The organism is Paenibacillus cymbidii (genome assembly GCF_004764705.1).
Taxonomy (GTDB): domain Bacteria; phylum Bacillota; class Bacilli; order Paenibacillales; family NBRC-103111; genus Paenibacillus_AN; species Paenibacillus_AN cymbidii.
Genome location: NZ_SHLX01000015.1, coordinates 113210 through 134869 on the forward strand (window position 1 = coordinate 113210; position 21660 = coordinate 134869).

Below are 21660 nucleotides of genomic sequence, written 5' to 3' on the forward strand. Positions count from 1 at the left end.
AGAAGCGAAAACGGGGAATAACGAGGATGTGAACGGTAACAACCGCTCTTGTCGCTCATTATCTCCCGTTTTGCTCCGCGTTGCGCCGTTTGTCTCCCTTTTTGCCGTCTCGCCTGTTACAGCCGGAAGTCGATTTCGAGAAAACGCGTCACTTCCCGCTCCCAGCGATCGCGGACAAACGCGACATGCTTTGGATGCGCGTTGTACGCGTCGTAATCGGACTGTGAGGCGAACTCCATCGAAAAGCCATAATCGTAGTCGTTTTTGACACTGACTTGCCGGAACGACTCGAACCGGGTCACGACCGGAATCGCCGTCAACTCCTCCCGTCCCGCACGCAGAAACGCCTCCGCCTCGGGCGAACCGATCTCATGCTTCAGGCAAAAAATGACCATATGCCGCACGGTTTGCTGCTCCATTGTTCATCACCTCCTCTTGTCTCTGGCGACGTCGTCGCTTCCGCCGGACGCGCCGACTGCAGCCGCGCCTCGATACGCCTTCGGCGCCATGCCGTAACGCGACTTGAACGCGCGGTGAAAATACGGGTAGCTGCCGAAGCCGCAGTTGTCGGCGATCTGATCGAGCGTCATTGTCGTATGCTTCATGCGCTCCACCGCCATCGACAAACGAACTTCAAGCGCGTATTTCATCATCGTGGTGCCGCAGCTTTCGCGGAATAGATGAACGGCGCGCGATACGCTGAGGCCCGCGTGACGGGCGACGTCCGCGATTTTGAACATGGCGGCTGCATTTTCCTCGATATAGCGCTTCATCCGCTGCACCGGAAACGATCGTCCGGCGCCAAGGCTGGCGTCGCGAATCGCCCGGTCGAGACAAAGGCAAAGCGCTTGCAGCAAGCAGCCAAGCAGCTCCTGGTCCGCCTCTTCCTGCACCCGCCGGTTCTCGAACATGAGCTGGCGCCACAACGTCACGATCCGTTCGTCGGCGTCGATGCGCGTATGCTGCGGCCGGTCCGTTCGCGCCCACCACCCGTCGATCCAGGAACCTTTGCAGAACAAATAATAGTCCGCGCTGTTGGCGCCGTTCTCGTCCTTGCCCTGCAGCCGCAGTTCGTACGGTTCGCCGACGCGGTACAGCAGCAAGCTGCCGGCAGCAATTTTCGTCATGTTGCCGTCAACGAGGGCGCTGGCGCTGCCTTCGGTTTGCAAGCGAAATAAGTAATGCGGCAGCCCTTCGCGAATAATCGAGGCAAACGGCGTCTGATGCCGCGAATAACCGCAGCCGAGCAATATGGCAGGCATGAACGTCACCTCGCTGGTTAGTCGCTTTTTAGCCAAATAAGTCAAGTTGGAGCCGGATAGGCTATGTTCACGCGGCGGCTTTCCCCGCTACAATAGCATCGAATAAGCAATCGATTTTATTTTACCGGAAGAGGTGACGGGGATGCAACGCATGGGAATCGGCGTGCAGCTGTACACGCTGCGCGACAACATGGCGGCAGATTTGCCGGGCACGCTGCGGCAAGTGGCCGCGCTCGGATACGAAGGCGTGGAGTTTGCGGGCTATTTCGGCCGGTCGGCGGAAGAGCTGCGGGCGCTTGCGGACGAATACGGACTGAAAGTGATTGGCGCCCACGTCGGGCTCGCCAATTTGCGCAATAACTTGCTTGGCGAAATCGAATTCATGAAGACGCTCGGCGGGTCGTATATCGTTTGCCCGGGCGTGCCGCTCGAAGAGCGCAACACCGTGGAAGGCTGGAAGAAGCTGTTCGCCTTCTTCCGCGAAACCGGCGAAGAAGTGCGCAAGCACGGCCTGCAGTTCGGCTACCATAATCATGCGTTCGAATTCGACCTGCAGGTGGACGGCGCTTATGCGTTCGACGCGTTGTACGCTTCCGCCGCTCCGGATGCGATTCAAGTGGAAATGGACGTCTGCTGGGTGCAAGCCGCCGGCCAGGACCCGCTCGCTTATATTCGGCGTTATGCGAACCGGCTGCCGCTGCTGCATCTGAAAGATTTCAGCCGCAACGAAGACGGCTCGATGAAGACGCTGGAGCTGGGGCAAGGCGTGGTCGACCTGCCGGGCGTGATCGCCGCTTCCGGCGAAGCGGGCGTCAAGTGGCTGATCGTCGAGCAGGACAACTGCCAGAACCCGCCGCTTGCCAGCATCGAGAACAGCCTGAACTGGCTGAAGCAGCATTATCCGGTTGCCGAAGGAGCGAATTAACCCATGGCCAAACTGAGAGTCGCCGTCATCGGCTGCGGCGCGATCGCTATCCGCCGCCATATTCCGGAGTACGCGGCCAATTCGAATGTCGAGCTTGTGGCGTTCGCCGATCCGGTTCCGGGCCGCGCGCAGGGCGTTGCCGACCAATACGGCGGTGTCGCTTACACCGATTTCGAAACGCTGCTGCGCGAAGTGAAGCCGGACGCGGTCAGCGTCTGCACGCCGAACGGGCTGCATGCGCCGGTATCGATTGCCGCATCCAGGGCCGGTGCGCACGTGCTCGTCGAGAAGCCGATGGCGGGTTCCGCCGGAGAAGGCGAAGCGATGATCGCCGCAGCTAAGGCGGCCGGCAAGTTCTTGATGGTTGGCCACAACCAGCGGCTGATGCCGCCGCACGTGAAGGCCAAAGAAATTTTGGCGTCCGGCAAACTCGGCCGCGTGCTGACGTTCCGCACCGCATTCGGCCATCCGGGCCCGGAAAGCTGGAGCGTCGACGGCAAGGAAAGCTGGTTTTTCCGCAAGCAGGACGCGATCATGGGCGCGATGGGCGACCTCGGCGTGCACAAGTCCGACTTGATTCGTTGGCTGCTTGACGACGAAGTGGTCGATATCGCCGCTTTTGTCGGCACGCTTGACAAGAAGGACACCGACGTCGACGACAACGCGTCGTGCATTCTGCGCATGAAGAGCGGCGCGGTCGGCACGCTGGTCGCCAGCTGGACGTACTATAAGGGCGGCGACAACAGCACGATTCTGTGGTGCGAGAACGGTGTGCTGAAGATCGACACCGACCCGAACGACCAGGTGATCGTCGAGCTGCGGAACGACACGCAGGAGCGTTACCGCGTCGGCGCCATGGCGACGAACGAGAAGCAGACGACAAGCGGCGTCATCGACGCGTTCGTGACCAGTATCGTCACGAATACGCCGCCGTCGATTTCGGGCGAAGAAGGGCTTCGTTCGCTGAAGGTTATTTTGGCGGCGTTCGAGTCGCAAGCGAACGGACTCGTGGTGCGAGTGTAAGGCAGTTGGCGGGAAAAAGCCGGGAAAGCGGACACGAAGTTCCGTTTTGCCGGCTTTTTGGGTTGGCGGTTTAAGGGCGGCTGCGGGCTATGGCAGCACTCGAAAAATAGCCCATGAAAAATGGCTTATTTGCTCCTTTTTGCTCGGGATATGAAAAATAGCCAGTGAAATCGCTGGCTATTTCGCTGAAATGTTCGATTTTGCGGCGCTTTGCTGAGAATAGCCAGTGTTTTTACTGGCTATTTGGCTTGCGCGAAGGGAAAACAGGCGAATAAGCCATGTTTCACTGGCTATTTTGGCCGGAGGCCTCGCTCGAGAGGCCGGTTTCAACCTGGCCTCCCGCACAACCCTGCGCGCTAGGCACGGGACGCCGGGTCCGCCTCTCGGCGCACCGCATGGCCGCTGCCGCCCGTCAGCCGCTCGACCGGGAACACCTGGCGCACGGCGATCGTAATCAGCGCCGCCGCCACAACCTTGATCGCGTCGCCGATCAGATACGGATAAAATCCTTCCGTCAACGCTTTGCTGAACGAATACTTGGCGACGTGCGCCAGCCACGGCACGCCGGTCACATAAACGAGCAACGAACCGAACACCGCCATAATCGCCACGATTGCCGCGAATCCGGCCGCATCGTTGCGCTTCACCCGCTGCACGAACCAGCCGATCAGAAACGCGCACACCGGCCAAATGACGATATAACCGCCCGTCGCGCCTTGCAAATACGGAATGCCGCCTTTGCCGTTCAGCAGCGGAAAGCCGAGTGCCGTCAGCACGACGACCAGCAGCATGCTGAACAGACCGTACCTTGCGCCGAGCAAGCCGCCGGCGAGCATGACCGCAAACGTCTGCAGTGTAATCGGCACCGGGGTGAATCCGAGCGAAATGCGGTAAAAGCTGAGCACAACCAGCAATGCGGCGAAAAAGGCGCTAAACGCTACCCCTCGCAATGTAAGCTTCGCTTTCAATTGAGTTTCTCTCCTTCGTTTGCTATAGTGATAGAAAAGGCGATTGTCAACCAATTTACGTACGTACAGGTTAACAATTCGCATTATACCACCGCAAATAAGGAATTGGTACCCATGATTTACGAATCGGCAACGTTTTTTTTTCGCATGGAGCGCGCAAGCGTCGATTATGTTGACGGCCGGAGCGGCCGTTATGCGCTTCGCGAAGTGAGCTGCGCAATCGATCGCGGCTCCTGGACTTGCGTCGCCGGCGGCAACGGCAGCGGCAAAAGCACGTTCGCCAAAGCGCTGGCCGGCATCCTGCCGCTGACCAGCGGCACCCTCGAACGCAGCGGTGTGCCGCACCTCGTGCTGCAGCAGCCGGAATCGCAGTTGCTCGGCTCGACCGTGGAGGAAGAGCTGGCGGTCAGCTTGCGGCAGCCGCCGGACCCGGCGGCCTGGCCGTCCGTGTTGCGCGAGCTGCTGCGCCAGGCGGGGCTGCGCGTCGCCGCGGACGCGGAGGTGCGCCATCTGTCCGGAGGGCAGAAGCAACTGCTGAACATCGCCTCCTGTCTTGCCGCGGATGCGGAAGCTATCGTGTTCGACGAGGCGACGTCGATGCTCGACCCCGGGTCCCGGCAAGCCGTGCTGGACACGGCGGTCCGCCTTCACCGGGCCGGCAAAACGATCGTATGGGTGACGCACCGCATGGAGGAGCTTGGCTACGGCGAACGCGTGCTTGTGCTTGGGGAGGGACGGCTTGTTTACGATGGGACGCCGGACCGGTTCTTCTATGAACGGACGGAATCGGGGACGCCGTGCGAACGGTACGGCTTCGAGCCGCCGTACGTTGTACGCGTTGCGGAGCAGCTGCATCGCCGGAACGTCATGCCGGCAGAACGCCCGTTATTCCCGTCCCATTTGGCTCATGCCATGGAGCAACTATGCCTATCGAACTGAACGATGTGACCGTTCGCCGTGACGATGACCCCCAGGATCACCCGATCCTGAGCCAGATTACGTGCCTGCTTGAAGATCGCCGGCTGACGCTGCTCGTCGGCCAAACCGGCTCCGGCAAAACGACGCTGCTGCGGGCGCTCGCCGGCCTGGCCGAACCAAGCGCCGGCTCCGTTTCGTACGACGGTTCGCCGTTGTGGCGGCGCGGCAAACCGGACCGCGAGCTGCTGCTCCGCAGCGCAATCGCGTTCCAGTTCCCGGAGCATCAGCTGTTCGCCCCTACGCTGCAGCGCGAATTCGATTATTCGCTGCATCCTTACCGGCTTGACGCGGAAGAACGCCGCCGCCGGGTCGCCGCCGCGATGACGGAGCAGCGGCTGCCTGCGGCGTGGCTCGAGACGTCGCCGTTTACGCTGTCCGGCGGCGAGAAGCGCCGCGCGGCGCAGGCCACGGTAACCGCGGCGGAAGCGCCGTGGCTGCTGCTCGACGAGCCGACTGCCGGCCTGGACGCGGCGTCGGCGGCGCAGTTGACGGCATGGCTTGCCCATGCCAAAAGCCGGTGCGGCATCGTGCTCAGCACGCACGATCTCGATGCGCTGTTTCCGGTGGCGGATCGTATATTGGTGCTGCGCGAAGGGCGCATCGTTGCGGATACGACGCCGGAGGCGCTGTATGCCGACCCGCAGCCGCTGGTCGATGCGGGCGTCGGCCTGACCGGCGCGATGGAGACGGCGATGGCGCTGCGGGCCGCAGGCGTTCGCGTGCCGCCGGGCAGCGCAACGCCGGAGCGGATGGCGGATGCGATCGTCGAGACGCTGCGCGAAGGCGCGGCGAAACAAGCCGTACCGCCGCCGGTAGAGGCTGCAGAAGCGGAGGCGGCTTTGCCGGAGTCCGGCGCCACGACGGGGCAGGGACGGCGGCGGGGCATCGCGTACCGCCTGGACGCCAAAGTAAAGTGGGCGCTCTACATGCTGCTGGCCGCCGGCGTCATTATGCAGCGCGACTGGTTCGGCACGCTGTTCGGGCTGCTGCTTGCTGCCTGCTGCCTGCCGACGCTCATTCCGGCCGATCGCGCGAAGCTGCTGCGGATGAGCCGGCCGCTGCTTTTCTTTTTGCTGCTGACGACCGCCATCTCCGGGCTCGATTTGCATCTCGGCGCGGACAGCGGCAGCTTCATCGGCTTCCAGTGGCCGCGGGCGTCCGTTACGGCGCAAAACTTGCTCGATCTGTTTGCCGTAACTGTCTTCGGCATCGCTTTTGCGCTGTCGACCAGCTCGCTGGATATGTACCAAGGGCTGCACCAGGCGCTGTTCAAGCTGCGGCTGCACAAGCGGCTCGCCATGCTGACGCTGGCCGCTTCGCTGCTGCTCCGGTTCATCCCGCTAATTCTCGAGGAGGCCGAACGTTTCGCCGTCATCGCCAAAGCGCGCGGCAAACGGGCGATCAAGCGCGGCCGGCTCCATTTTCGCGAGTTGCCGGTGTTTGCGATTCCGCTGCTGATGTCGCTTTTTATTAACGTGGAGGAACTGATCCTGGCAATGGAACTGAAGAACGTGACCGGCGGCGCCAAACAGCCGCTGCCGCAGCGTTCCGCTGCCGGCTCCGTCCGCCGGGCCAATGCGATGGCGTTGTGCGCCGGCTGCCTCTTGTTCGTTGTGCTGCTTGCCGTGCGTTAAGCCGCAGCTGCAGCCGTGGTCGCGATGGTCGCCGAGGTGGTTTTACCACCCCGGCTCTTTCCCGTCGGCGCGATACTCCGCCCACACGAAGGAATCGTTGCCGGTCCAGCCGATGAAGCGGCCGAGCCCGATCAGGTCGGTCCGGTTCGTTGCCGTATCCCGCAGCCACAATTCCAGATAAAATCCGGCGTTGGACCGGGTAACGTATACCAGCTTCGACCCATCCGGCGAAAAGAACGGCACGATTTCCCGCTCGGACTGCAAAATGTGCAACACGGCCGAATCGCTCATCGCGGCGTCCGGCACTTGCGAAACGGCTTTGGTGGTCAGGTCGATTTCGTTATGCCCCCGCTTGCCGTCAAATTCGCTCATCACCCGAATTTTGCTGTCGTTTGCCCAGTCGATCGGATACCCGTTCAAGTATCCGTCGCTGTGCGACAAGTACGATACTTCCGGCATGCTTGCAACCGGTTTGCCCTTCCGATCGATCACCACAAGATCGGCCTCGGATCGCAATTCGGCATGATGTGCGACCATCAGCCCGATTTTGCTGCCGTCCGGCGAGGAAGATATGCCAAGCAGCGGCAGCGGGGACGTATAAATCCTTTCGCTGCCGGCATCCGACAGCCGGATGCGGTACACCTCGCTGTGCGCCACAATCGCGTACAAAAAGTCGCCGTTGACCCGATTGGAAAACTGATAGGGTTGGTAGCCGTGCAGCTTTTCATAAAGGTTCGGCGTTTGGGGCATCGTGAGCCGGAGCGGCTTTGCCGTTCCTTTCGCCAAATCGATGAACTCGGCCGAACCGGTTTCATAAGACAGTATGTAAGCGGCGGCGGAACCCGATGTTGCCAGCAAATTCGCATTGGCTGGCGAAACGGCTGCGATGTACCGGTTCGTCAACGTGCTGGCGTCGGAAATGACCAGTCCGGCGGTTTGATCGGCGGGCCGGTATTGGAAAGCTGCGGCGTACAAGTGCGGCATATCGGTTTCGTTTAGCGGTTCGGAAGCTTGGGCAAGCGCATGCTGCGTGCTGAAATGAATCGTTTCCCGCGGCTGCAGATCGTGAAAGGCAACGAACAATTCCCGGTCGGACACCCAACGAACGGCATAGAGGATTTCGTTTCTGCCCGGAATGCTGCTGCTCAGTTGTTGCCGGATCGCCTTCTCCACGGAATCGCGGTCCAAATCGACATCGGACGTGAAGCGGACTTCCGCTTGATTTTGGGCGACAATGGGCGATTGGTTCTGGTCCACGTCGGCTCGCAAGCTTCCGGCCGGTTTCGGTACGGCAGACGGACCGGGGGAAAAAGCGGTCGAAGGCGCAGCCGGTGTTGAAAGCGGCGACACGCTTGGCGCAGGCACGGCGTCCCCTGCCTGGCGGCAGGCGCCGAGCAAAAGCAACATAACCAAGCCGGAAGCCAGTCGGGCTCGAGCCATTGTCCTCCACTCCTTTCCAGTTACCCTATTGGACGACACGGCGCCTTTCATTGTTGCGCCGACCCGCGCCCATCGAATGCCGCTCTCCGCTCCCGCCCCCTCGTCCCTGTTTTAGCCGTCGCCAAGCAGACAAATTGCACATAACGCGGCCCTCTCCCCTTCGACAACTAACCAATTCGCTTTTTGTGCCGCTCCGATCGAGCCTCTTGCAATATAGGCCATGTTTTATTGCCTATTTCGCCAAAAACGGGCAGCATCGTCAAAATAGCCAGTGAAATCGCTGGCTATTTCGCTTAAAGTGCCTATTTGAAGGCGACCAGGGGCAAATAACCAGTGAAATCACTGGCTATTTCCGACGAGGCACCTGAAATCGGGCAAATGAGCCATTTTTCATTGGCTATTTTGATAACCCGGTGCGAAAACAAAACCCGGCGCTGCATTGGCAGCGCCGGATTTCTCGTTTCACAAAGACAAACCGTAAATCCGGATCGCGTTCGTTCGGCGCACTTGCTCCAACGTCGCTTCGTCCCAGCCGGCCGGCAGCAGCCGCTCGAAATACTGCACCGTCTCGTCGTAGCTGCCGCCGAGCAGCGCCACAGGCCAGTCGCTGCCGAAGAGAAGCCGGCTTGGCCCGAACAACTCGTTCAGCCGCTCCACGAAAGGACGATGGCGGTCCGGACGGGTCCGGTCGCCCTGCGTAATCATGCCGGACAGCTTGACCGCCGTTTGCGGATAACGCGAGACGGCTTCCATCTGCGACGACCACGGCTCCAGCGCCTCTTCCGCCATCGGCGGGTTGCCCAAATGATCGACGACCGCCTTCAGCCCGTCCACTTCCGGCAGGCACGCGAGCAGCACATCGATCATGCCGGGCGCCATCAGCCATTCGACTACTTTGCCTTTACCGGCAATGTAGCGCAAACCGTCCAGCAGTTCTTCCTTCCTGCTGCCTTCCACGAACAGGTCGCGGAAGCTCGAATCGAGCCGGATGCCGGCAAATGCCGGATGCTCCGCCAGCCGGTCGAACGTCGCGCGAAAATCCGGCGCAATCAGGCTCATCCAACCGATGACGCCTACAATACGCGGATGCTCGTCCGTCAGCTTCAGCAAATATTCCGCTTCCGCCACCGTCGGAGCGGCCTGCACCGCCACAATGCCTTGCACGCCATGAGCATCCAGATGCGGAACGAGCTGCTCGAATGTAAAATCGCGATAAATGGAGCCGGCAGCCGGCGTCAGCCAGCCGTAATCTCCCCGCGCCAGCTCCCACAAATGTACATGACTATCGATATACGCCGCTTTTGGTTGTTCGGCCATTTGCGTCTTCCTCCCCGGTTCCCTATAAAAAATGTATCGTATCACAAATGCAACTCCCTCGCAACGAACGTTCACAGATGCGGCAAGGGTGCGTCCACTCCCGTTTTGTGTTTCGCCCGGATCAGCATGCGGACGGGGTTCAATTCCTCCTCTATGGAGAACGGCATCGGCGTTCCATGACGAAGATGTTCGATGAACACGTCAACGTCATGACGCGACGGTTCGCTTGGCACGATTGTTCCGCAATCTTGCTCGTCCGCCACGAGCCGGGTGCTCCTCCCCACATCGAAGCATTCGACAAATCCTTTCGTGCCGAAGATGCGCACGATTTCGTAGCCCCATCTTCCCATTACAGCGGGCCCGGGGGATAAATAGTTGGCGATCCCGCTGCCGACGCCGCCATTGGCCAGCTTCATCGTCATTGATACGGCCCGCCGGCATTCGCCTGCCGGGTCGCCGTTGCCGAGCTTCGTCTCCGCCACGTCCATATCGATCACCCGAACGCCGGCAATTTGTTCGATGAAGCGCACATTGTAGACGCCCGCCTGCAGCAGCAGTCCCCCATCCACCGCTTCCCGTTGCGGCCGTCCGGTTCCGTAAGGGTATGACTTCTGGCTGAACACCTGCACGACCTCGCCGATAACGCCTTGGCGGACCAGCTTGGCCATCTCCGCATACGGCTGCTGAAACGTTGACGCCGACATTTCGTGAAAGCGCCTTCCCGTTCGCCGAACAGCGGCAATAATCCGCTCCAGATCGGCCTCTGTCGTCGCTGCCGGTTTTTCGGCGTACACATGTTTGCCTGCCTCCAGGCATAGCACGGCGTGGGCTGCCTGCTCCGCCCGAATGGGCGAGCATAACGAGATCATTTCGATAGCGGGATCGGCAAGCATCTCTTCCAGGCTGCCGTACACGGCCGCGCCAGCTGCCGCCAGTCCGGCCGCCAGCGTTTCATCACCGAACCCCGCGATGGCGGCAATTTCGGCTTCGGGATGATCGTTCAAATGCGCGTGAATCTGATGGCCGTTGTGGCCGTATAAGCCTACTTTCCATTTGTCGGCTGCCATTTCACTCACCTCTTCCCCATTTAATCAATTTTATTTGTATTAGAACAATCACCCAATGGATGAAAAAGACTGGTGAAAGGATCGGGGAAAAACAGATCCTATTCCAGTCTTAGGCTTGCTTCATTTGGAACCCTTATTAATATGGTTTGCTTAACCCCCGCTGCCGCGCCGCTTCGAACAGCAGCACGGTGGCGGCCATCGCCACATTGAGGGATTCGGCGCGGCCCGGCATCGGGATAATCGCCCGCTGCGTCACGTGCGCCTCCACCTGCGGCGACACGCCGGCGCCTTCGCTGCCGAAGACGAGCCAGGTCGACTGCGTCAAGTCGAGCTCGTAGCAGCTTTGCCGGGCCGCGAGGCTCGTCCCGACGACTTGTGCACCCGCGGCGGCCGCGTGCGCCAGCCACGGCAGCAGTTCCCCTTGCCCGATGTGCAAATGGAACAACGAACCCATCGTGGCGCGAATCGTCTTCGGGTTGTACAAGTCGACCGTGCCCGGCCCAAGCAGCACCGCCGAGGCGGCGACGGCATCCGCGCTGCGGATGATCGTGCCGAGGTTGCCCGGGTCCTGCACGCCGTCAACGACGACAACAAGCTGCCGCCCGCCCGCCCCGGCGAGCTGCTCCCCGGACAGCGGCGGCAGTTTGGCGGCGATGGCGATGACGCCTTGCGGCGTTTGCGTGTCGCTGCACTTGGCCAGCACCGCGGCGCTGACCGGCACGACCTGAGCGGCGGCGCCTGCGAGCGACTCGGGCAGCCCTTTCTCCGCATCGAACAGCAGCGTTTCCAGCGGATGCCCGGCCTGTTTCGCTTCCTCGATCAGGTGCACGCCTTCCAGCAAAAACTTGCCCGTCTTGTCCCTGCCGCGTTTGGTCAGCAGCTCGCTCCACTGTTTGACCCGCGGGTTGGCGACGGAAGTCAGCATCGGTTCCATTCGTCACTCCATATAAGCCAGTTCTAAGGCGTGCAAATCGTCGTTTTTGCCGACGATGACAAGAATGTCATTCTCGCGAATCGTATCTTCGCCGTACGGGGAAATGTTCATTTGCCCGTCATGTTTGATCGCGATGACGTTGCAGCGGTGTTTGGCGCGAATGTCGAGCTGGCGCAAGGTGCCGCCGATCATGGAACGCGGCGCTTTCAGCTCCAGCAGGCTGTATTCGTCGGACAGCTCGATGTGGTCGAGGATGTTCGGCGACACGAGATGATGGGCGACGCGGTGCCCCATGTCCCGTTCCGGGTACACGACTTTGTCGGCGCCGATCTTGGCCAGCACTTTGCCGTGCAGCTCGTTCTGCGCCTTGACGACAAGCGTCGAAACGCCGAGCTCCTTCAAAATCAGCGTCGTCAAAATGCTCGACTGAATGTCCTGGCCAATCGCCACGACGACCACGTCGAAGTTGCGGATGCCGATGGCGCGCAGCGCCTCTTCCTCCGTGGAGTCCGCTTGCAGCGCATGCGTCACCATGCCGCTTACTTCCTGAATGCGTTCCTCGCTCGAATCGATCGCCAGCACCTCGAAACCGAGCTCGTGCAGCGTCCGGGCAACGCTGGACCCGAAGCGCCCCATGCCCACGACGGCAAACTGTTTTTTCATAGCGGCAATCCTCCCGGCGAGCAATAAAATCATTCCCGCATTGGGCCTCCATCCGGGTCCAACCGGCAATGATTTTCACCGCTTTGTTTCGATCAATAAAATCATTACCGCATTGGGCCGCTCTCCAGGTCCAATCGGCATTGATTTTCACCGCTTGCGCCGAGCCAGCCTCGCTGATTTACATCGATCAATAAAATCATTATAGCACAGCAAGTCCCCATTTCCAGCAAGCCGCGGCATGATTCCGCACCTTGCGACGCATACTAACGCAGGGATTATTTACGGCAAATGGAGGAGTGCGTTCATGAATCTCAATTTGCGCCAGGCGATCATCCAGCGCATGCAGGACAAGTCGACTGACGAGCTGGAGCAAGTCATTGAGGATTCGCTTGGAGGAGACGATCGCGCATTGCCGGGACTCGGCGTGCTGTTCGAAATCATCTGGGAGCACAGTGACGAATCGGCGAAAAAAGCGATGGCGTCAACGCTGAAGGAGCATTTGCCCGCAGCGGCGGCAACCTGACACAGCGCAAATAACCCCACTTGGTGGGGCTTTTCTTTTTGCGCATGTTCGGGCACCCAAACATCCCCGGCATCAGGAAAATAAGCCATGTTTGATTGCCTATTTCGGCGAAAATAGCTGCCAGAAACAAAATAGCCAGTGAAATCACTGGTTATTTCTGCGAAAAACTCAATAGCAAGGCCGTTTGGACAAAATAGCCAGCGAAATCGCTGGTTATTTTTGATGGAGCGAGCAAAAAAGGGCGAATAAGCCATTTTTCATGGGCTATTTTGCCGGAGCAGCCGCAGCCTTACGCGAAGCGGCAAAAATCGTTCGTCCGGCCGCGCCGTCCCGCCGCCGTGCCGGCCCGAAACGACGCCAATTGCGGCTGCAGCACCGCAAGCACGTCGTCGAACGACTCGAACGGGAAAAACGCCTCCCCTTCGCGGGTCAAATACTGTGCCAGCGTGCCGCGGGCGAACACCCAGTCGGCGAACGCCGAGCCGTAGTAGTCGCTCGTGCCGTCGCCGATATAAACGACGAAGCTGCCGTCCCGCTTCAGCTCGCGCACGACGTCGGCTTTGCAGCAGCCGCACCAGCTGCAGGCCGCGTTGTCATTTTGCAGCTTCAGTTCGTACCCGCCGTCCGGCAAGTAGCGGATCGGATTGGCGATCGTCTGCGCCGGCTGCACGCCCTCCCGGGCCAGAATTGTTTCAATATAATAAGCCATGCCGTCGCTCAGCACGGTCACCGGTACGTCCTGTTCCTCGCAATAGCGCAGAAACCGTTTCGCTCCGTCGCGCAGCCGCACCCGCCCGATCACCGCATCCACTTCGTCCTTGCGCCCCGCCAAGTGCGGATAAGCGGCCATGATCCACTCCCTTGAGCCGCCTTCCTTGGTCCGCAACTTGCGCACCGCCTCCTGCAACGCCGGATCGCGCACGACGCCGAGCGCCTCCATCAGCTCGTCGCCCACATCCTCATGCATCAGCGTCCCGTCAAAATCCGTCACCACGTACAAGTTCCCCATCGTGTCCTCCGCGTTCGTATGCTTGTATCCGTCTATTCTATGCCGGGGCGGCAAAAGCGTCAACCCGCGCCAGCGGCAAATCCCGCAACCGCCCGGCCCGGCCCTCATGCCGGCGCCTGTTCGATGCGGTCAAGCAACGTCTGCATAAACAACCGCGCATTTGTCGAGAGCAGCTCCTCGTCCCGGTACACCAGGCAAATATGCCGACGGTTGTCATACGCCGGCAAGTCCCGCTGCAGCAGCTCGCCCGTCTCCGTCTCGCGTATCACGCTGCGGCGCGGCAGCACGGCGATGCCCATGTTGCATTTGACCGCTTCCTTCATCGTTTCGATCGCGCCGAGCTCCATGACCGAATCGAACGGCAGCCCCACCTTGCCGGCCCATTCGTCCGTCAGCTGGCGGGACGTCGAACCCGGCTCGTGCAGCAAAAACCGCTCGCGCCGCAAGTCGTCGACGGTGATCGTCTCCTGGCGGGTCAGCGGATGCCGCGGCGAAAGCAGCAGCTTCAGTTCGTCGGCGACAAGCGGCGTCACGACCATGCCCCTCTCCGACTGATCCGGCAGGGAAACGATCGCCAGCTCGATGTCGTAATTGCGCAGCATGCCAAGCACCGTCTCCGCCGTCTTCACCGACAGCAGCAGCTGGATTTGCGGGAAGTTCGTCTGAAACTCGGCAAAATACGCGTTGGCGGCGCGCTGATCGAAGGCGTCGGCGGCGCCGATCTCGACGCGCTGCCGAACGGTTCGCCGGCGGAAGTGTTGTTCCGGCCGGAAAGCTTGTCGATCGCCGGCATGCTCGCCCCGGCTGCTGCCGCGGAAGCGAGCGCGGCGGCCGAACCGGCAGCCGGCGGCGACAGCATGATGCGCAACCGGCTTGAAGTGACGGTGCTGCTCTGCACGTTCGAAGGCAGCCGCTGGCGTTCGGCGGTAGAGACGGGAGACGGCCAGAAGCTGTATGTGCTGAGCGAGTCGCCGCTTTCCGCCGGTTCGCGGCAGCTCGCCCGGCTGCCCGAAACCGGAGCTTTCCTGTACGCACCGGCATAAAAGACTCCACGAAAGGTTCGCGACGGCAATGACAACTGACCATTCCCCCCGCCTGCTGGCGGTTTCGGATATTCACGGCCACGGAGAAGGGCTGCTCCTGTTTCTCCGCGAAGCCGGCTATGACCCGCGGCGCGATCGGCTGTTCCTGCTCGGCGACTACGTCGATGCCGATCCGTCGACGCGATCGACGCTGGAGATCGTCCATTCGCTTGCGCGGCAAGGCGCGGTGGCGCTGCCGGGCAATCTGGAAGTGCAGCTGCTTCGCAACGACTGGACCGACGCGCCTTGCGACGTGCGCGACTGGCTCGGATCGATTCCGTATTACGCGACGGAGGACGAGTTTCTGTTCGTGCACGCCGGCATTCGCCGCGGTTTGCCGCCGGAACGGCAATCGATCGCGGACATGACGGAGATCCGCGAAGAATTTTGGGCGCATGCGCCGGAACCGGGCCGCACGGTCGTGTTCGGCCACACGCCCACCTTCAAGCTGGGCGCCGCGCCCGGCAGCCTGTGGCTCGCGCCGGGCCGCATCGGCATCGACACCGGCGCCAAGCACGGCCACCGGCTGACTTGCTCGATTTGCGCGGCGACGTTGCGTATTCCTGCTCGACCGCGCCGGACAACCGATACTGCGACGTTCGAGTGGAACCCGTCCGGACGCGTACGGGCTGACGCTGACAAACAAACAGGAGGGGGCGAATATGCCCTCTCCTGTTTGTTTGTTGCGCATGTTAATACTCGTACGCGCCGATGTCGTACGCGCTGCCGTTGGGCCGCGAGTCGCCTTCGATGTCATCGACTACGCCGGAGGACGATGTGTTCAAGCCGGCATCGATCGCCGCCGAACCCGCCTTCAGATGGTAATCGCCGGAAGCGGCATTGACGAAAATGCTGGTGCCGGCGGAAGTCGCATACAAACCGTTCGATTGCGACAGTCCCGTGCCGGAATAATAACTGCCGGATGCGCTGATGACGATGTTGTTGTCGAAATTGCTGCCGGTGAGCGCCGTATTCGAATAAGTGATGCCTCTGGTCGTTGGACCGACGATTGTGTTGTTCAGAATATGGTAGCCGCGATGATCGTTGTACAGCGGGTCGCTCGTATTGGACCGCTCATCCTTCGTGTAGAAGCCGAGCGAACCCGGATTGACGATCAGGTTGTTGTAAATATACGTGTCGCCCCACGCTTGCACCTCGAAGCCTTTGCCTTTCGTGTTGCCGCCGGAAATCCGGTTGTTGTAATAACGCCCGGTCGAGCCCGGATTGATCTGGATGCCGGCCGTTTGTCCGTCTTCGTTCGCAGTGGCGAAATTCGTAATCGTGTTGTTGTACACCAGGACATCGCTGACGGCGCTGCTGACCTGAATGCCGTCCCTGCCCGTCTGGTTCGTCACGTTGTTGAAGACGCGCAGCCCTTCGATCACATGCGGGAGCACCCATTTGTCCTCCATGATCGGATTGCCGTTTTGATCGACTTGCGGTACGCCGTTCACGACTTTTTGACAGGAGATGTCGTGGCCGTTGTAGAACGTGTAACCGATGTAGAAGCCTTCGCCTGTGGTGTTATGCACGTAATTGTCGTGAATGCTGGTGTTGTACTGGACAAAATGGTCGCGATTGCCGCTCAGGTCGCACGTCGGATCGGTTTTCAGGTTCATGCCCGCAAATCCGGCGCCGTACACCTCCATATGATCGATTTCGTAGTCGGTACTGAGTGCGCCGATTTTGACCGTATTGACGCCGGACTTGGTCGCGCTGGCGCGAATGCCGTACGTGTAGTTCGCATCGCCGGTGCCGGTCAGTTGAAAATAAGACGAATTGTCGATGTTCAGCGCATACCCCATCGTCGTATTCGCCAGCGTCACCTGGCCGTTATGGTTGATGAACACAATCGGATCTGCCGCCGACCCGTGGAAATTGTGCAAGTTCAGCGCCGTTCTTGTGCCGCCCTCGATGCAGACGACCGCTCCGGGCCCTACGTTCAAATGGTTGGAGCCTCCGCTTCCGTCGCCGTAATAATCGATCGTGCTGTTAAGCGGAATCGTGGCGGTGCAGCCGGAAGGCGCCGACGTCGTCGTTTTCGATACGACGTTGGACATCGCCGAGGTGTTCGGCACTTCATCCTTCGTCTTCATCGCAAAATAATACGTCGTGCTGGCGGACAACCCGTCTACCCGGACCGACTGCGCCGTGCCGGCGGCTGCGGGAACCGGCGCGTTGTCGATCGGCGTCGCGCTGCCAAAGTTGCCTGAATTGATGGAGGAAGTGCTGTAGCGAATGTCGTACGATGTCGCCGTTCCGGTATTGCCGTCATCGCCCGGCGCGGTCCAGGACAAATTGACGGAATCGCTTGTAGCGCTTGGCGCGGACAACGTCACGGCTGCCGGAGCCGTCGTGTCCGTCGACGTGGAGGAAGGCGAGCCGTACAGCACCACTTCGCGGAAATTGGACTGCCCGTTCGCCTGGTTGAACTGGACGTACCGGGCCGTCACATTGACGTTATGCCCGCTCCAGGTCAAATACGTGTTCATCGGATCGGTGAACAGCGTCGTCCAGCTGCCGACGGTCGTGCCGGCCGACACCGTCAAATTGCCGACTCCGTTGGAATCGTAAATATAGATGGCGGACAAATTGTAATTTTGCCCCAGGTCGAGATACGCTTCCGCCGGGTAGTTCGTGCCGCCGGGCACCCACTGCGTCGTTGGCGCGCCGCCCGAGCCGCCCTTCGGATCGCCGGCAACGGATTGCTCGTCGACCATCAGCGTCGCATCGCCAAAGCCCGAAGTGTTGTGCACCATGGCGGTAGTGAGCGCGATTTTGTTGCCGGACGGCGGCGAGGACGAAGCGGGCGTGCCGTACAGCACCACTTCGCGCAGATTGGCGCCGCCGTCTTCCATCGTTATTTTGACATAGCGGGCGGTTGTCGAAACCGTGTGTCCCCGCCAGGTCAAATACGTGTTCGTCGAATCCGTAAACAGCGACGACCAGCTGCTCGTCGACGTGCCGGAGGAGAACGTCAAATTGCCGACACCGTTGGCGTCGTAATAATATACGTTCGTCAAATTGTAATTTTGCCCCAAATCGAGATAAACGCTTGCCGGATACGTACCGGTTGCGTAACCGGGCTGCCACTGCGTGCCGGGGCTTCCCCCGCTGCCCGCAAGCGGGTCGCCGGCTGTACTCTGCTCGTCGACGAGCTTGGTTGCGTCGCCGTATCCGCTTATATTGTGAACCATGGACGCGTTGAGCGTCAGCTTGACCGGATTCGCGTGCGCCGGGTTCGCCCCTCCGGCAATACCGGCGAAGCAGCTAATAACCAGCAACAAACTCATGGCGATATTCCATAACCATCGTTTCGTCAATTTCATCTACCTCCAAATTTGGAATGGGAACGGCTGAAACCGCAATAGTAGAGCGATTGCGCTGCAACATGCTTTTCAGGCATCATTCGTTTCCGTTGTGCGACTCACCTCCGTTCTTCTGCTTCCTCCGCTGCTGCTCTCCCGAGACAATCGGACGGACGGTTGGTTGGTAGTGAGATTAGTGGGTTGGTTGTTGGGTTGGTGGTTCGGTTGGTGGTTGGGTTGGTGGTTCGGTTGGTGGTTGGGTTGGTTGTTGGGTTGGTTGTTGGGTTGGTTGTTGGGTTGGTGGTTGGGTTGGTTGTTGGGTTGGTTGTTGGGTTGGTTGTTGGGTTGGTTGTTGGGTTGGTTGTTGGGTGAGTTGTTGGGTTGGTTGTTGGGTTGGTTGTTGGGTTGGTTGTTGGGTTGGTTGTTGGGTTGGTTGTTCCAGCGGTTGGGGCGGAACTGCACGGGTCGTGAAGGTTCTTGGATTCTGACCGTTCCGAAACTGTGTGTTTCAACAACTCAGTAAGGTTCCGGGCAACTCCACCAACCCCGCCAGTTTCGACATTTCAAACCGCCCTACCAACCCTGCCAGTTTCGACCTTTCGAACCGCTCCACCAACTCCGCCAGTTTCGACCTTTCGAACCGCTCCACCAACTCCGCCAGTTTCGACCTTTCAAGCCGCTCTACCAACCCTGCCAGTTTCGACGTTTCAAGCCGCTCCACTAGCTCCGTCTGTTTCGACATTTCGGACCGCTCCACTAGCTTCGTATCAGGCCCGAATCCTTGTCATTGTACCGTACCGTTCTGCGTGTCTGAGGGTTTGCAGCAACTTCGTATACATAGTATACAAAGTATTCAAAAATGACAATAAGCGAAAAGACGGATTTTGCAGAATTTTTTCCGACTTCCACCCTTGTACACGATTTTCTTCAACATGAGCAAGCATATGAACGGAAGAGATCCACTCTGCCCGGTCTACCATATGTTTCTTACCACCTGGACAACCATCTAACTGGACACAAACGAAAATGCTGCGGGTTGGCGGGTTCAATAAAGGTATCCTACAAAATAGGCCATGATTTATTGGCTATTTCCTCCGAATCAGCCCTCAGCAACAAAATAGCCAGCGAAATCACTGGCTATTTGGCTGAAAAGTACGAAGTCAGGGCTACTTTTGCAAAATAGGCCATGTTTTCACTGGCTATTTCTATAGAATCACCTGAAATCGGACAAATAAGCCATGTTTTATGGGCTAATTTCGAAGAGAGATACTCGCGAGCCGCCAGCGGCGCCTGTAGCGCATGTTTCCTGCGCTGCAGCGTCAGCACAGGCCGCTCGCGACGCGTCCAGCGCATGCTTCCTGCCCGAGCGCGAACATTTCCTGTACTGAAAATCGCAATCCGTGTTATAATTGTAATAATTACATTTAAATGCGGGCAGGTGTCCATCGGATGCACACGATTCCTGTGATTATTTTGAGCGGCTTTCTCGGGAGCGGGAAAACGACGCTCCTTCTGCGACTGCTCGCCGAGGCCGAGGAGCGCGGACTCCGCCCGGCCGTACTGATGAACGAGCTCGGCAAGCTCGATATGGACGGCCACATGCTCCGGCAACGTTCGCCCGGGCTGACGCTCGAGAAGCTGTTGGACGGCTGCATCTGCTGCGACAAAAAAGAGGAAGTAGCCGCAAGTTTGCTGCTACTTGCCGCAAGGCAGCCCGATGTCGTGCTGATCGAACTGACCGGCGTCGCCAATCCCGAGGAAGTCGCCGACTGCCTGACCGAACCTGCCCTGCGCGGCACGCTGACCCTGCAGCGAATCGTAACGGTGCTCGACGCCGAGCATGTGCGCGAGTACAACAGCATTTTCGCTTCGGATCGCGAGCTTGTCCATACGCTGCGCCGGCAAATGGAAGTGGCCGATCGAATCCTGGTCAACAAATGCGATCTCGTGCCGGCCGCCGAACAGGCCAAAATCGAAAAAACGATCCGCAAACAAAATTCGGCCGCCCCCATCCGCTTTACGACCCAAAGCCGGTACGAGGAACCGTTTCTGCACGATATTCCCGCCTATTCTCGCCAGCATCAGAGCGCGTTGCCCGCTTTCCGCGTGTTGTCCGGGTCCGGCGCTTCCCATCGCCGCCATCATTCGCATCTGCCCGAATCGAACCAACCCGCCGCCGAGGTGCAAACGCGATCGTTTTCCCGGCTTCAAACAATTACTTTGCCGCAATCCGGCAAGCTCGACCGCGGGCAACTCGAACGTTTCCTCAAGCAGCGGCCGACCAGCCTGCTTCGCGCCAAAGGGTATGTGTCGCTGCGCGATCAGCCGGGCGTATGGCTGGTGCAATGGGCCGGCAAACGGTTGTATTGGGAGCCGAGCAACTATGAAGGCGATACATACCTTGTGCTGATCGGTACCGGGCTGGATGCGGGCGCACTCCGCTCGGAATGGACCCAACTGGCTGGCCGCCCGTAAGGCGCCCCGAAACCGAAATCCGGGAAGGAGACGTATCGTTTGCCATCTTTTTTGTCGCGAATGGGCATTCATTTCTTTTTTATCGCCATGATCAGCTTCGTTGCCGTGCTGGCCATGAACCCGCAGGTGTTGGCGCAGCATCCGATCGTTTACGGCGCGGAGCTGCAGTCGTTCAAAATTGTCTGGATCAGCATCATGCTCGAGTCGCTGCCGTTTCTTCTGCTCGGCGTGTTTGTTTCCTCCTTGATGCAAGCATTCGTGCCCGATGCCTGGATCACGAAGTCGATTCCCGGCAATACGCTGCTCGCCGTCCTGTTCGCGATCGCGCTCGGCATTGTGTTTCCCGTCTGCGAATGCGCGATGATCCCCGTCGTGCGCCGCTTCATTCAGAAGGGAATGCCGGCATATATCGGCATTGTGTTCATTCTCGCCGGACCGATCGTCAATCCGGTCGTGTATGCCGCTACCCGCGTGGCGTTTCCGACCCGTCCCGAGATGGTGTCCGCGCGGATGGGGCTGGCTCTGGTTATCGCCGTCGTCATCGGATTGTTGTTCAAAGCGCTGGTCCGCAAAAATATGCTGCGCCACACCGCGGCAACGCAGCTTGCAGCGGGCGACGGGCATGTCCATCAGCGGCAGGGCGGGCGCATCTCGACCTTTCTCGGACATGCGTCCGTCGAAACGTTCGATACCGGCAAATATTTGCTGTTCGGCGCCGCCTTGACCGCGCTCGTGCAAACGTTCGTCCCGCACGGCAGCCTGACCGGTCTGGCGCAGAACGAAGCCGGTTCCAGCCTGCTGATGATGGGTTTCGCTTATGTATTGTCGCTTTGCTCGACATCCGACGCGTTCGTCGCTTCTTCGTTCGTGACGACCTTTTCCGGCGGCGCCTTGCTGTCGTTTCTCGTGTTCGGCCCGATGCTCGATTTCAAAAGCACGCTCATGCTGCTGGCCGTTTTCCGCACCAAATACGTGCTGCTGTTGGCGTTGCTCGTTGCCGTTTTCGTGTTCATAGGCTCGCTTGTTATCGGACAAGTTTATTTATGGTGAAA

The 21660-nt window shown here is 59.7% G+C and carries 21 protein-coding genes and 1 pseudogene; 9 read left to right on the forward strand and 13 right to left on the reverse strand.

Annotated features, from left to right (window positions below; genetic code table 11):
* Positions 1-116 precede the first annotated feature (116 nt).
* Together EXY20_RS20725 and EXY20_RS20730 are read right to left on the reverse strand one after the other, a co-directional pair.
* Positions 117-419, reverse strand: coding sequence for a Dabb family protein (locus tag EXY20_RS20725; protein ID WP_135554011.1), 303 nt, complete (start codon positions 417-419; stop codon positions 117-119).
* A gap of 6 nt (positions 420-425) precedes the next feature.
* Positions 426-1262: a helix-turn-helix transcriptional regulator gene (locus tag EXY20_RS20730; protein WP_135554012.1), complete on the reverse strand. Its 837-nt coding sequence runs from the start codon at positions 1260-1262 to the stop codon at positions 426-428.
* A gap of 142 nt (positions 1263-1404) precedes the next feature.
* Between EXY20_RS20730 and EXY20_RS20735 the strand changes: the two genes are divergently transcribed.
* A complete protein-coding gene (locus EXY20_RS20735) occupies positions 1405-2187 on the forward strand; it encodes a sugar phosphate isomerase/epimerase family protein (RefSeq protein ID WP_135554013.1) in 783 nt (260 codons plus the stop codon).
* A 3-nt stretch (positions 2188-2190) separates the two neighbouring features.
* The gene (locus EXY20_RS20740) at positions 2191-3210 is read left to right on the forward strand and encodes a Gfo/Idh/MocA family protein (RefSeq protein ID WP_135554014.1); all 1020 of its coding nucleotides are present in this window, start codon (positions 2191-2193) and stop codon (positions 3208-3210) included.
* 356 nt (positions 3211-3566) lie between these two features.
* Here the strand turns inward: EXY20_RS20740 and EXY20_RS20745 are convergent, their stop codons facing one another.
* Positions 3567-4178 (reverse strand): biotin transporter BioY, encoded by a 612-nt coding sequence (locus tag EXY20_RS20745; RefSeq protein WP_135554015.1) that lies wholly within the window; start codon positions 4176-4178, stop codon positions 3567-3569.
* Between the two features lie 114 nt (positions 4179-4292).
* Here EXY20_RS20745 and EXY20_RS20750 point away from each other — a divergent pair, with 114 nt between their 5' ends.
* Complete coding sequence (locus EXY20_RS20750; protein ID WP_135554016.1) at positions 4293-5117, forward strand: ATP-binding cassette domain-containing protein; 825 nt, start codon at positions 4293-4295, stop codon at positions 5115-5117.
* A complete protein-coding gene (locus EXY20_RS20755; RefSeq protein WP_135554017.1) occupies positions 5102-6790 on the forward strand; it encodes an ATP-binding cassette domain-containing protein in 1689 nt (562 codons plus the stop codon). Before EXY20_RS20750 ends, EXY20_RS20755 begins: the two co-directional genes overlap by 16 nt.
* 42 nt (positions 6791-6832) lie before the next feature.
* On the opposite strand, the gene EXY20_RS20760 is transcribed toward EXY20_RS20755, so the two are convergent.
* From EXY20_RS20760 to EXY20_RS20780, 5 genes are all read right to left on the reverse strand, one after another.
* Positions 6833-8230, reverse strand: a complete 1398-nt coding sequence (locus EXY20_RS20760; protein ID WP_135554018.1) for a TolB family protein — start codon at positions 8228-8230, stop codon at positions 6833-6835.
* Between the two features lie 462 nt (positions 8231-8692).
* Entirely contained in the window at positions 8693-9547 is an 855-nt protein-coding gene (locus tag EXY20_RS20765) for an amidohydrolase family protein (RefSeq protein ID WP_135554019.1), read from the reverse strand.
* Positions 9548-9618: 71 nt separating this feature from the next.
* On the reverse strand, positions 9619-10614 hold the full coding sequence (locus tag EXY20_RS20770) for a Gfo/Idh/MocA family protein (RefSeq protein ID WP_135554020.1): 996 nt from the start codon (positions 10612-10614) through the stop codon (positions 9619-9621).
* A gap of 136 nt (positions 10615-10750) precedes the next feature.
* Positions 10751-11548: a TrmH family RNA methyltransferase gene (locus EXY20_RS20775; RefSeq protein WP_135554021.1), complete on the reverse strand. Its 798-nt coding sequence runs from the start codon at positions 11546-11548 to the stop codon at positions 10751-10753.
* Positions 11549-11551: 3 nt separating this feature from the next.
* Positions 11552-12244: a potassium channel family protein gene (locus EXY20_RS20780; RefSeq protein ID WP_135554022.1), complete on the reverse strand. Its 693-nt coding sequence runs from the start codon at positions 12242-12244 to the stop codon at positions 11552-11554.
* 271 nt (positions 12245-12515) lie between these two features.
* On the opposite strand from EXY20_RS20780, the gene sspI reads away from it, so the two are divergent.
* Positions 12516-12734, forward strand: coding sequence for a small acid-soluble spore protein SspI (gene sspI / locus EXY20_RS20785; protein ID WP_135554023.1), 219 nt, complete (start codon positions 12516-12518; stop codon positions 12732-12734).
* 289 nt (positions 12735-13023) lie between these two features.
* On the opposite strand, the gene EXY20_RS20790 is transcribed toward sspI, so the two are convergent.
* Both EXY20_RS20790 and EXY20_RS39960 read right to left on the reverse strand, forming a co-directional pair.
* Positions 13024-13743, reverse strand: a complete 720-nt coding sequence (locus tag EXY20_RS20790; RefSeq protein WP_167859392.1) for an MtnX-like HAD-IB family phosphatase — start codon at positions 13741-13743, stop codon at positions 13024-13026.
* 104 nt (positions 13744-13847) lie between these two features.
* Complete coding sequence (locus tag EXY20_RS39960) at positions 13848-14465, reverse strand: LysR family transcriptional regulator substrate-binding protein (RefSeq protein WP_235886127.1); 618 nt, start codon at positions 14463-14465, stop codon at positions 13848-13850.
* Here EXY20_RS39960 and EXY20_RS39965 point away from each other — a divergent pair.
* Both EXY20_RS39965 and EXY20_RS40440 read left to right on the forward strand, forming a co-directional pair.
* A complete protein-coding gene (locus EXY20_RS39965) occupies positions 14391-14786 on the forward strand; it encodes a TOBE domain-containing protein (protein ID WP_235886122.1) in 396 nt (131 codons plus the stop codon). The two genes, EXY20_RS39960 and EXY20_RS39965, sit on opposite strands and share 75 nt — an antisense overlap.
* Positions 14787-14814: 28 nt before the next feature.
* A pseudogene (locus EXY20_RS40440) lies at positions 14815-15258 on the forward strand (metallophosphoesterase); the annotation flags it as partial.
* Between the two features lie 259 nt (positions 15259-15517).
* Here EXY20_RS40440 and EXY20_RS40445 read toward each other — a convergent pair.
* The 3 genes from EXY20_RS40445 to EXY20_RS20820 form a co-directional block, all read right to left on the reverse strand.
* Complete coding sequence (locus EXY20_RS40445; RefSeq protein WP_167859393.1) at positions 15518-18148, reverse strand: choice-of-anchor Q domain-containing protein; 2631 nt, start codon at positions 18146-18148, stop codon at positions 15518-15520.
* A gap of 493 nt (positions 18149-18641) precedes the next feature.
* Positions 18642-18875, reverse strand: a complete 234-nt coding sequence (locus EXY20_RS20815) for a hypothetical protein (RefSeq protein WP_135554028.1) — start codon at positions 18873-18875, stop codon at positions 18642-18644.
* 395 nt (positions 18876-19270) lie between these two features.
* Positions 19271-19486 carry a hypothetical protein gene (locus EXY20_RS20820; RefSeq protein ID WP_135554029.1) on the reverse strand — a complete coding sequence of 72 codons (216 nt, stop codon included), beginning with the start codon at positions 19484-19486 and terminating at the stop codon, positions 19271-19273.
* Positions 19487-19582: 96 nt separating this feature from the next.
* Between EXY20_RS20820 and EXY20_RS20825 the strand changes: the two genes are divergently transcribed.
* Positions 19583-20608 carry a CobW family GTP-binding protein gene (locus tag EXY20_RS20825; protein ID WP_135554030.1) on the forward strand — a complete coding sequence of 342 codons (1026 nt, stop codon included), beginning with the start codon at positions 19583-19585 and terminating at the stop codon, positions 20606-20608.
* Positions 20609-20647: 39 nt separating this feature from the next.
* Positions 20648-21658: a permease gene (locus tag EXY20_RS20830; RefSeq protein ID WP_235886123.1), complete on the forward strand. Its 1011-nt coding sequence runs from the start codon at positions 20648-20650 to the stop codon at positions 21656-21658.
* Positions 21659-21660: the final 2 nt, after the last annotated feature.

Excerpts from the sequence above, each read along its gene's own strand:
- EXY20_RS20725 (WP_135554011.1), bottom strand. The coding sequence starts at position 419 with ATGGAGCAGCAAACCGTGCGGCATATGGTCATTTTTTGCCTGAAGCAT.
- EXY20_RS20730 (WP_135554012.1), bottom strand. The coding sequence starts at position 1,262 with ATGCCTGCCATATTGCTCGGCTGCGGTTATTCGCGGCATCAGACGCCG.
- EXY20_RS20735 (WP_135554013.1), top strand. The coding sequence starts at position 1,405 with ATGCAACGCATGGGAATCGGCGTGCAGCTGTACACGCTGCGCGACAAC.
- EXY20_RS20740 (WP_135554014.1), top strand. The coding sequence starts at position 2,191 with ATGGCCAAACTGAGAGTCGCCGTCATCGGCTGCGGCGCGATCGCTATC.
- EXY20_RS20750 (WP_135554016.1), top strand. The coding sequence starts at position 4,293 with ATGATTTACGAATCGGCAACGTTTTTTTTTCGCATGGAGCGCGCAAGC.
- EXY20_RS20755 (WP_135554017.1), top strand. The coding sequence starts at position 5,102 with ATGCCTATCGAACTGAACGATGTGACCGTTCGCCGTGACGATGACCCC.
- EXY20_RS20760 (WP_135554018.1), bottom strand. The coding sequence starts at position 8,230 with ATGGCTCGAGCCCGACTGGCTTCCGGCTTGGTTATGTTGCTTTTGCTC.
- EXY20_RS20765 (WP_135554019.1), bottom strand. The coding sequence starts at position 9,547 with ATGGCCGAACAACCAAAAGCGGCGTATATCGATAGTCATGTACATTTG.
- EXY20_RS20770 (WP_135554020.1), bottom strand. The coding sequence starts at position 10,614 with ATGGCAGCCGACAAATGGAAAGTAGGCTTATACGGCCACAACGGCCAT.
- EXY20_RS20775 (WP_135554021.1), bottom strand. The coding sequence starts at position 11,548 with ATGGAACCGATGCTGACTTCCGTCGCCAACCCGCGGGTCAAACAGTGG.
- EXY20_RS20780 (WP_135554022.1), bottom strand. The coding sequence starts at position 12,244 with ATGATTTTATTGCTCGCCGGGAGGATTGCCGCTATGAAAAAACAGTTT.
- sspI (WP_135554023.1), top strand. The coding sequence starts at position 12,516 with ATGAATCTCAATTTGCGCCAGGCGATCATCCAGCGCATGCAGGACAAG.
- EXY20_RS20790 (WP_167859392.1), bottom strand. The coding sequence starts at position 13,743 with ATGGGGAACTTGTACGTGGTGACGGATTTTGACGGGACGCTGATGCAT.
- EXY20_RS20815 (WP_135554028.1), bottom strand. The coding sequence starts at position 18,875 with ATGTCGAAACAGACGGAGCTAGTGGAGCGGCTTGAAACGTCGAAACTG.
- EXY20_RS20820 (WP_135554029.1), bottom strand. The coding sequence starts at position 19,486 with ATGCGCTGGACGCGTCGCGAGCGGCCTGTGCTGACGCTGCAGCGCAGG.
- EXY20_RS20825 (WP_135554030.1), top strand. The coding sequence starts at position 19,583 with ATGCACACGATTCCTGTGATTATTTTGAGCGGCTTTCTCGGGAGCGGG.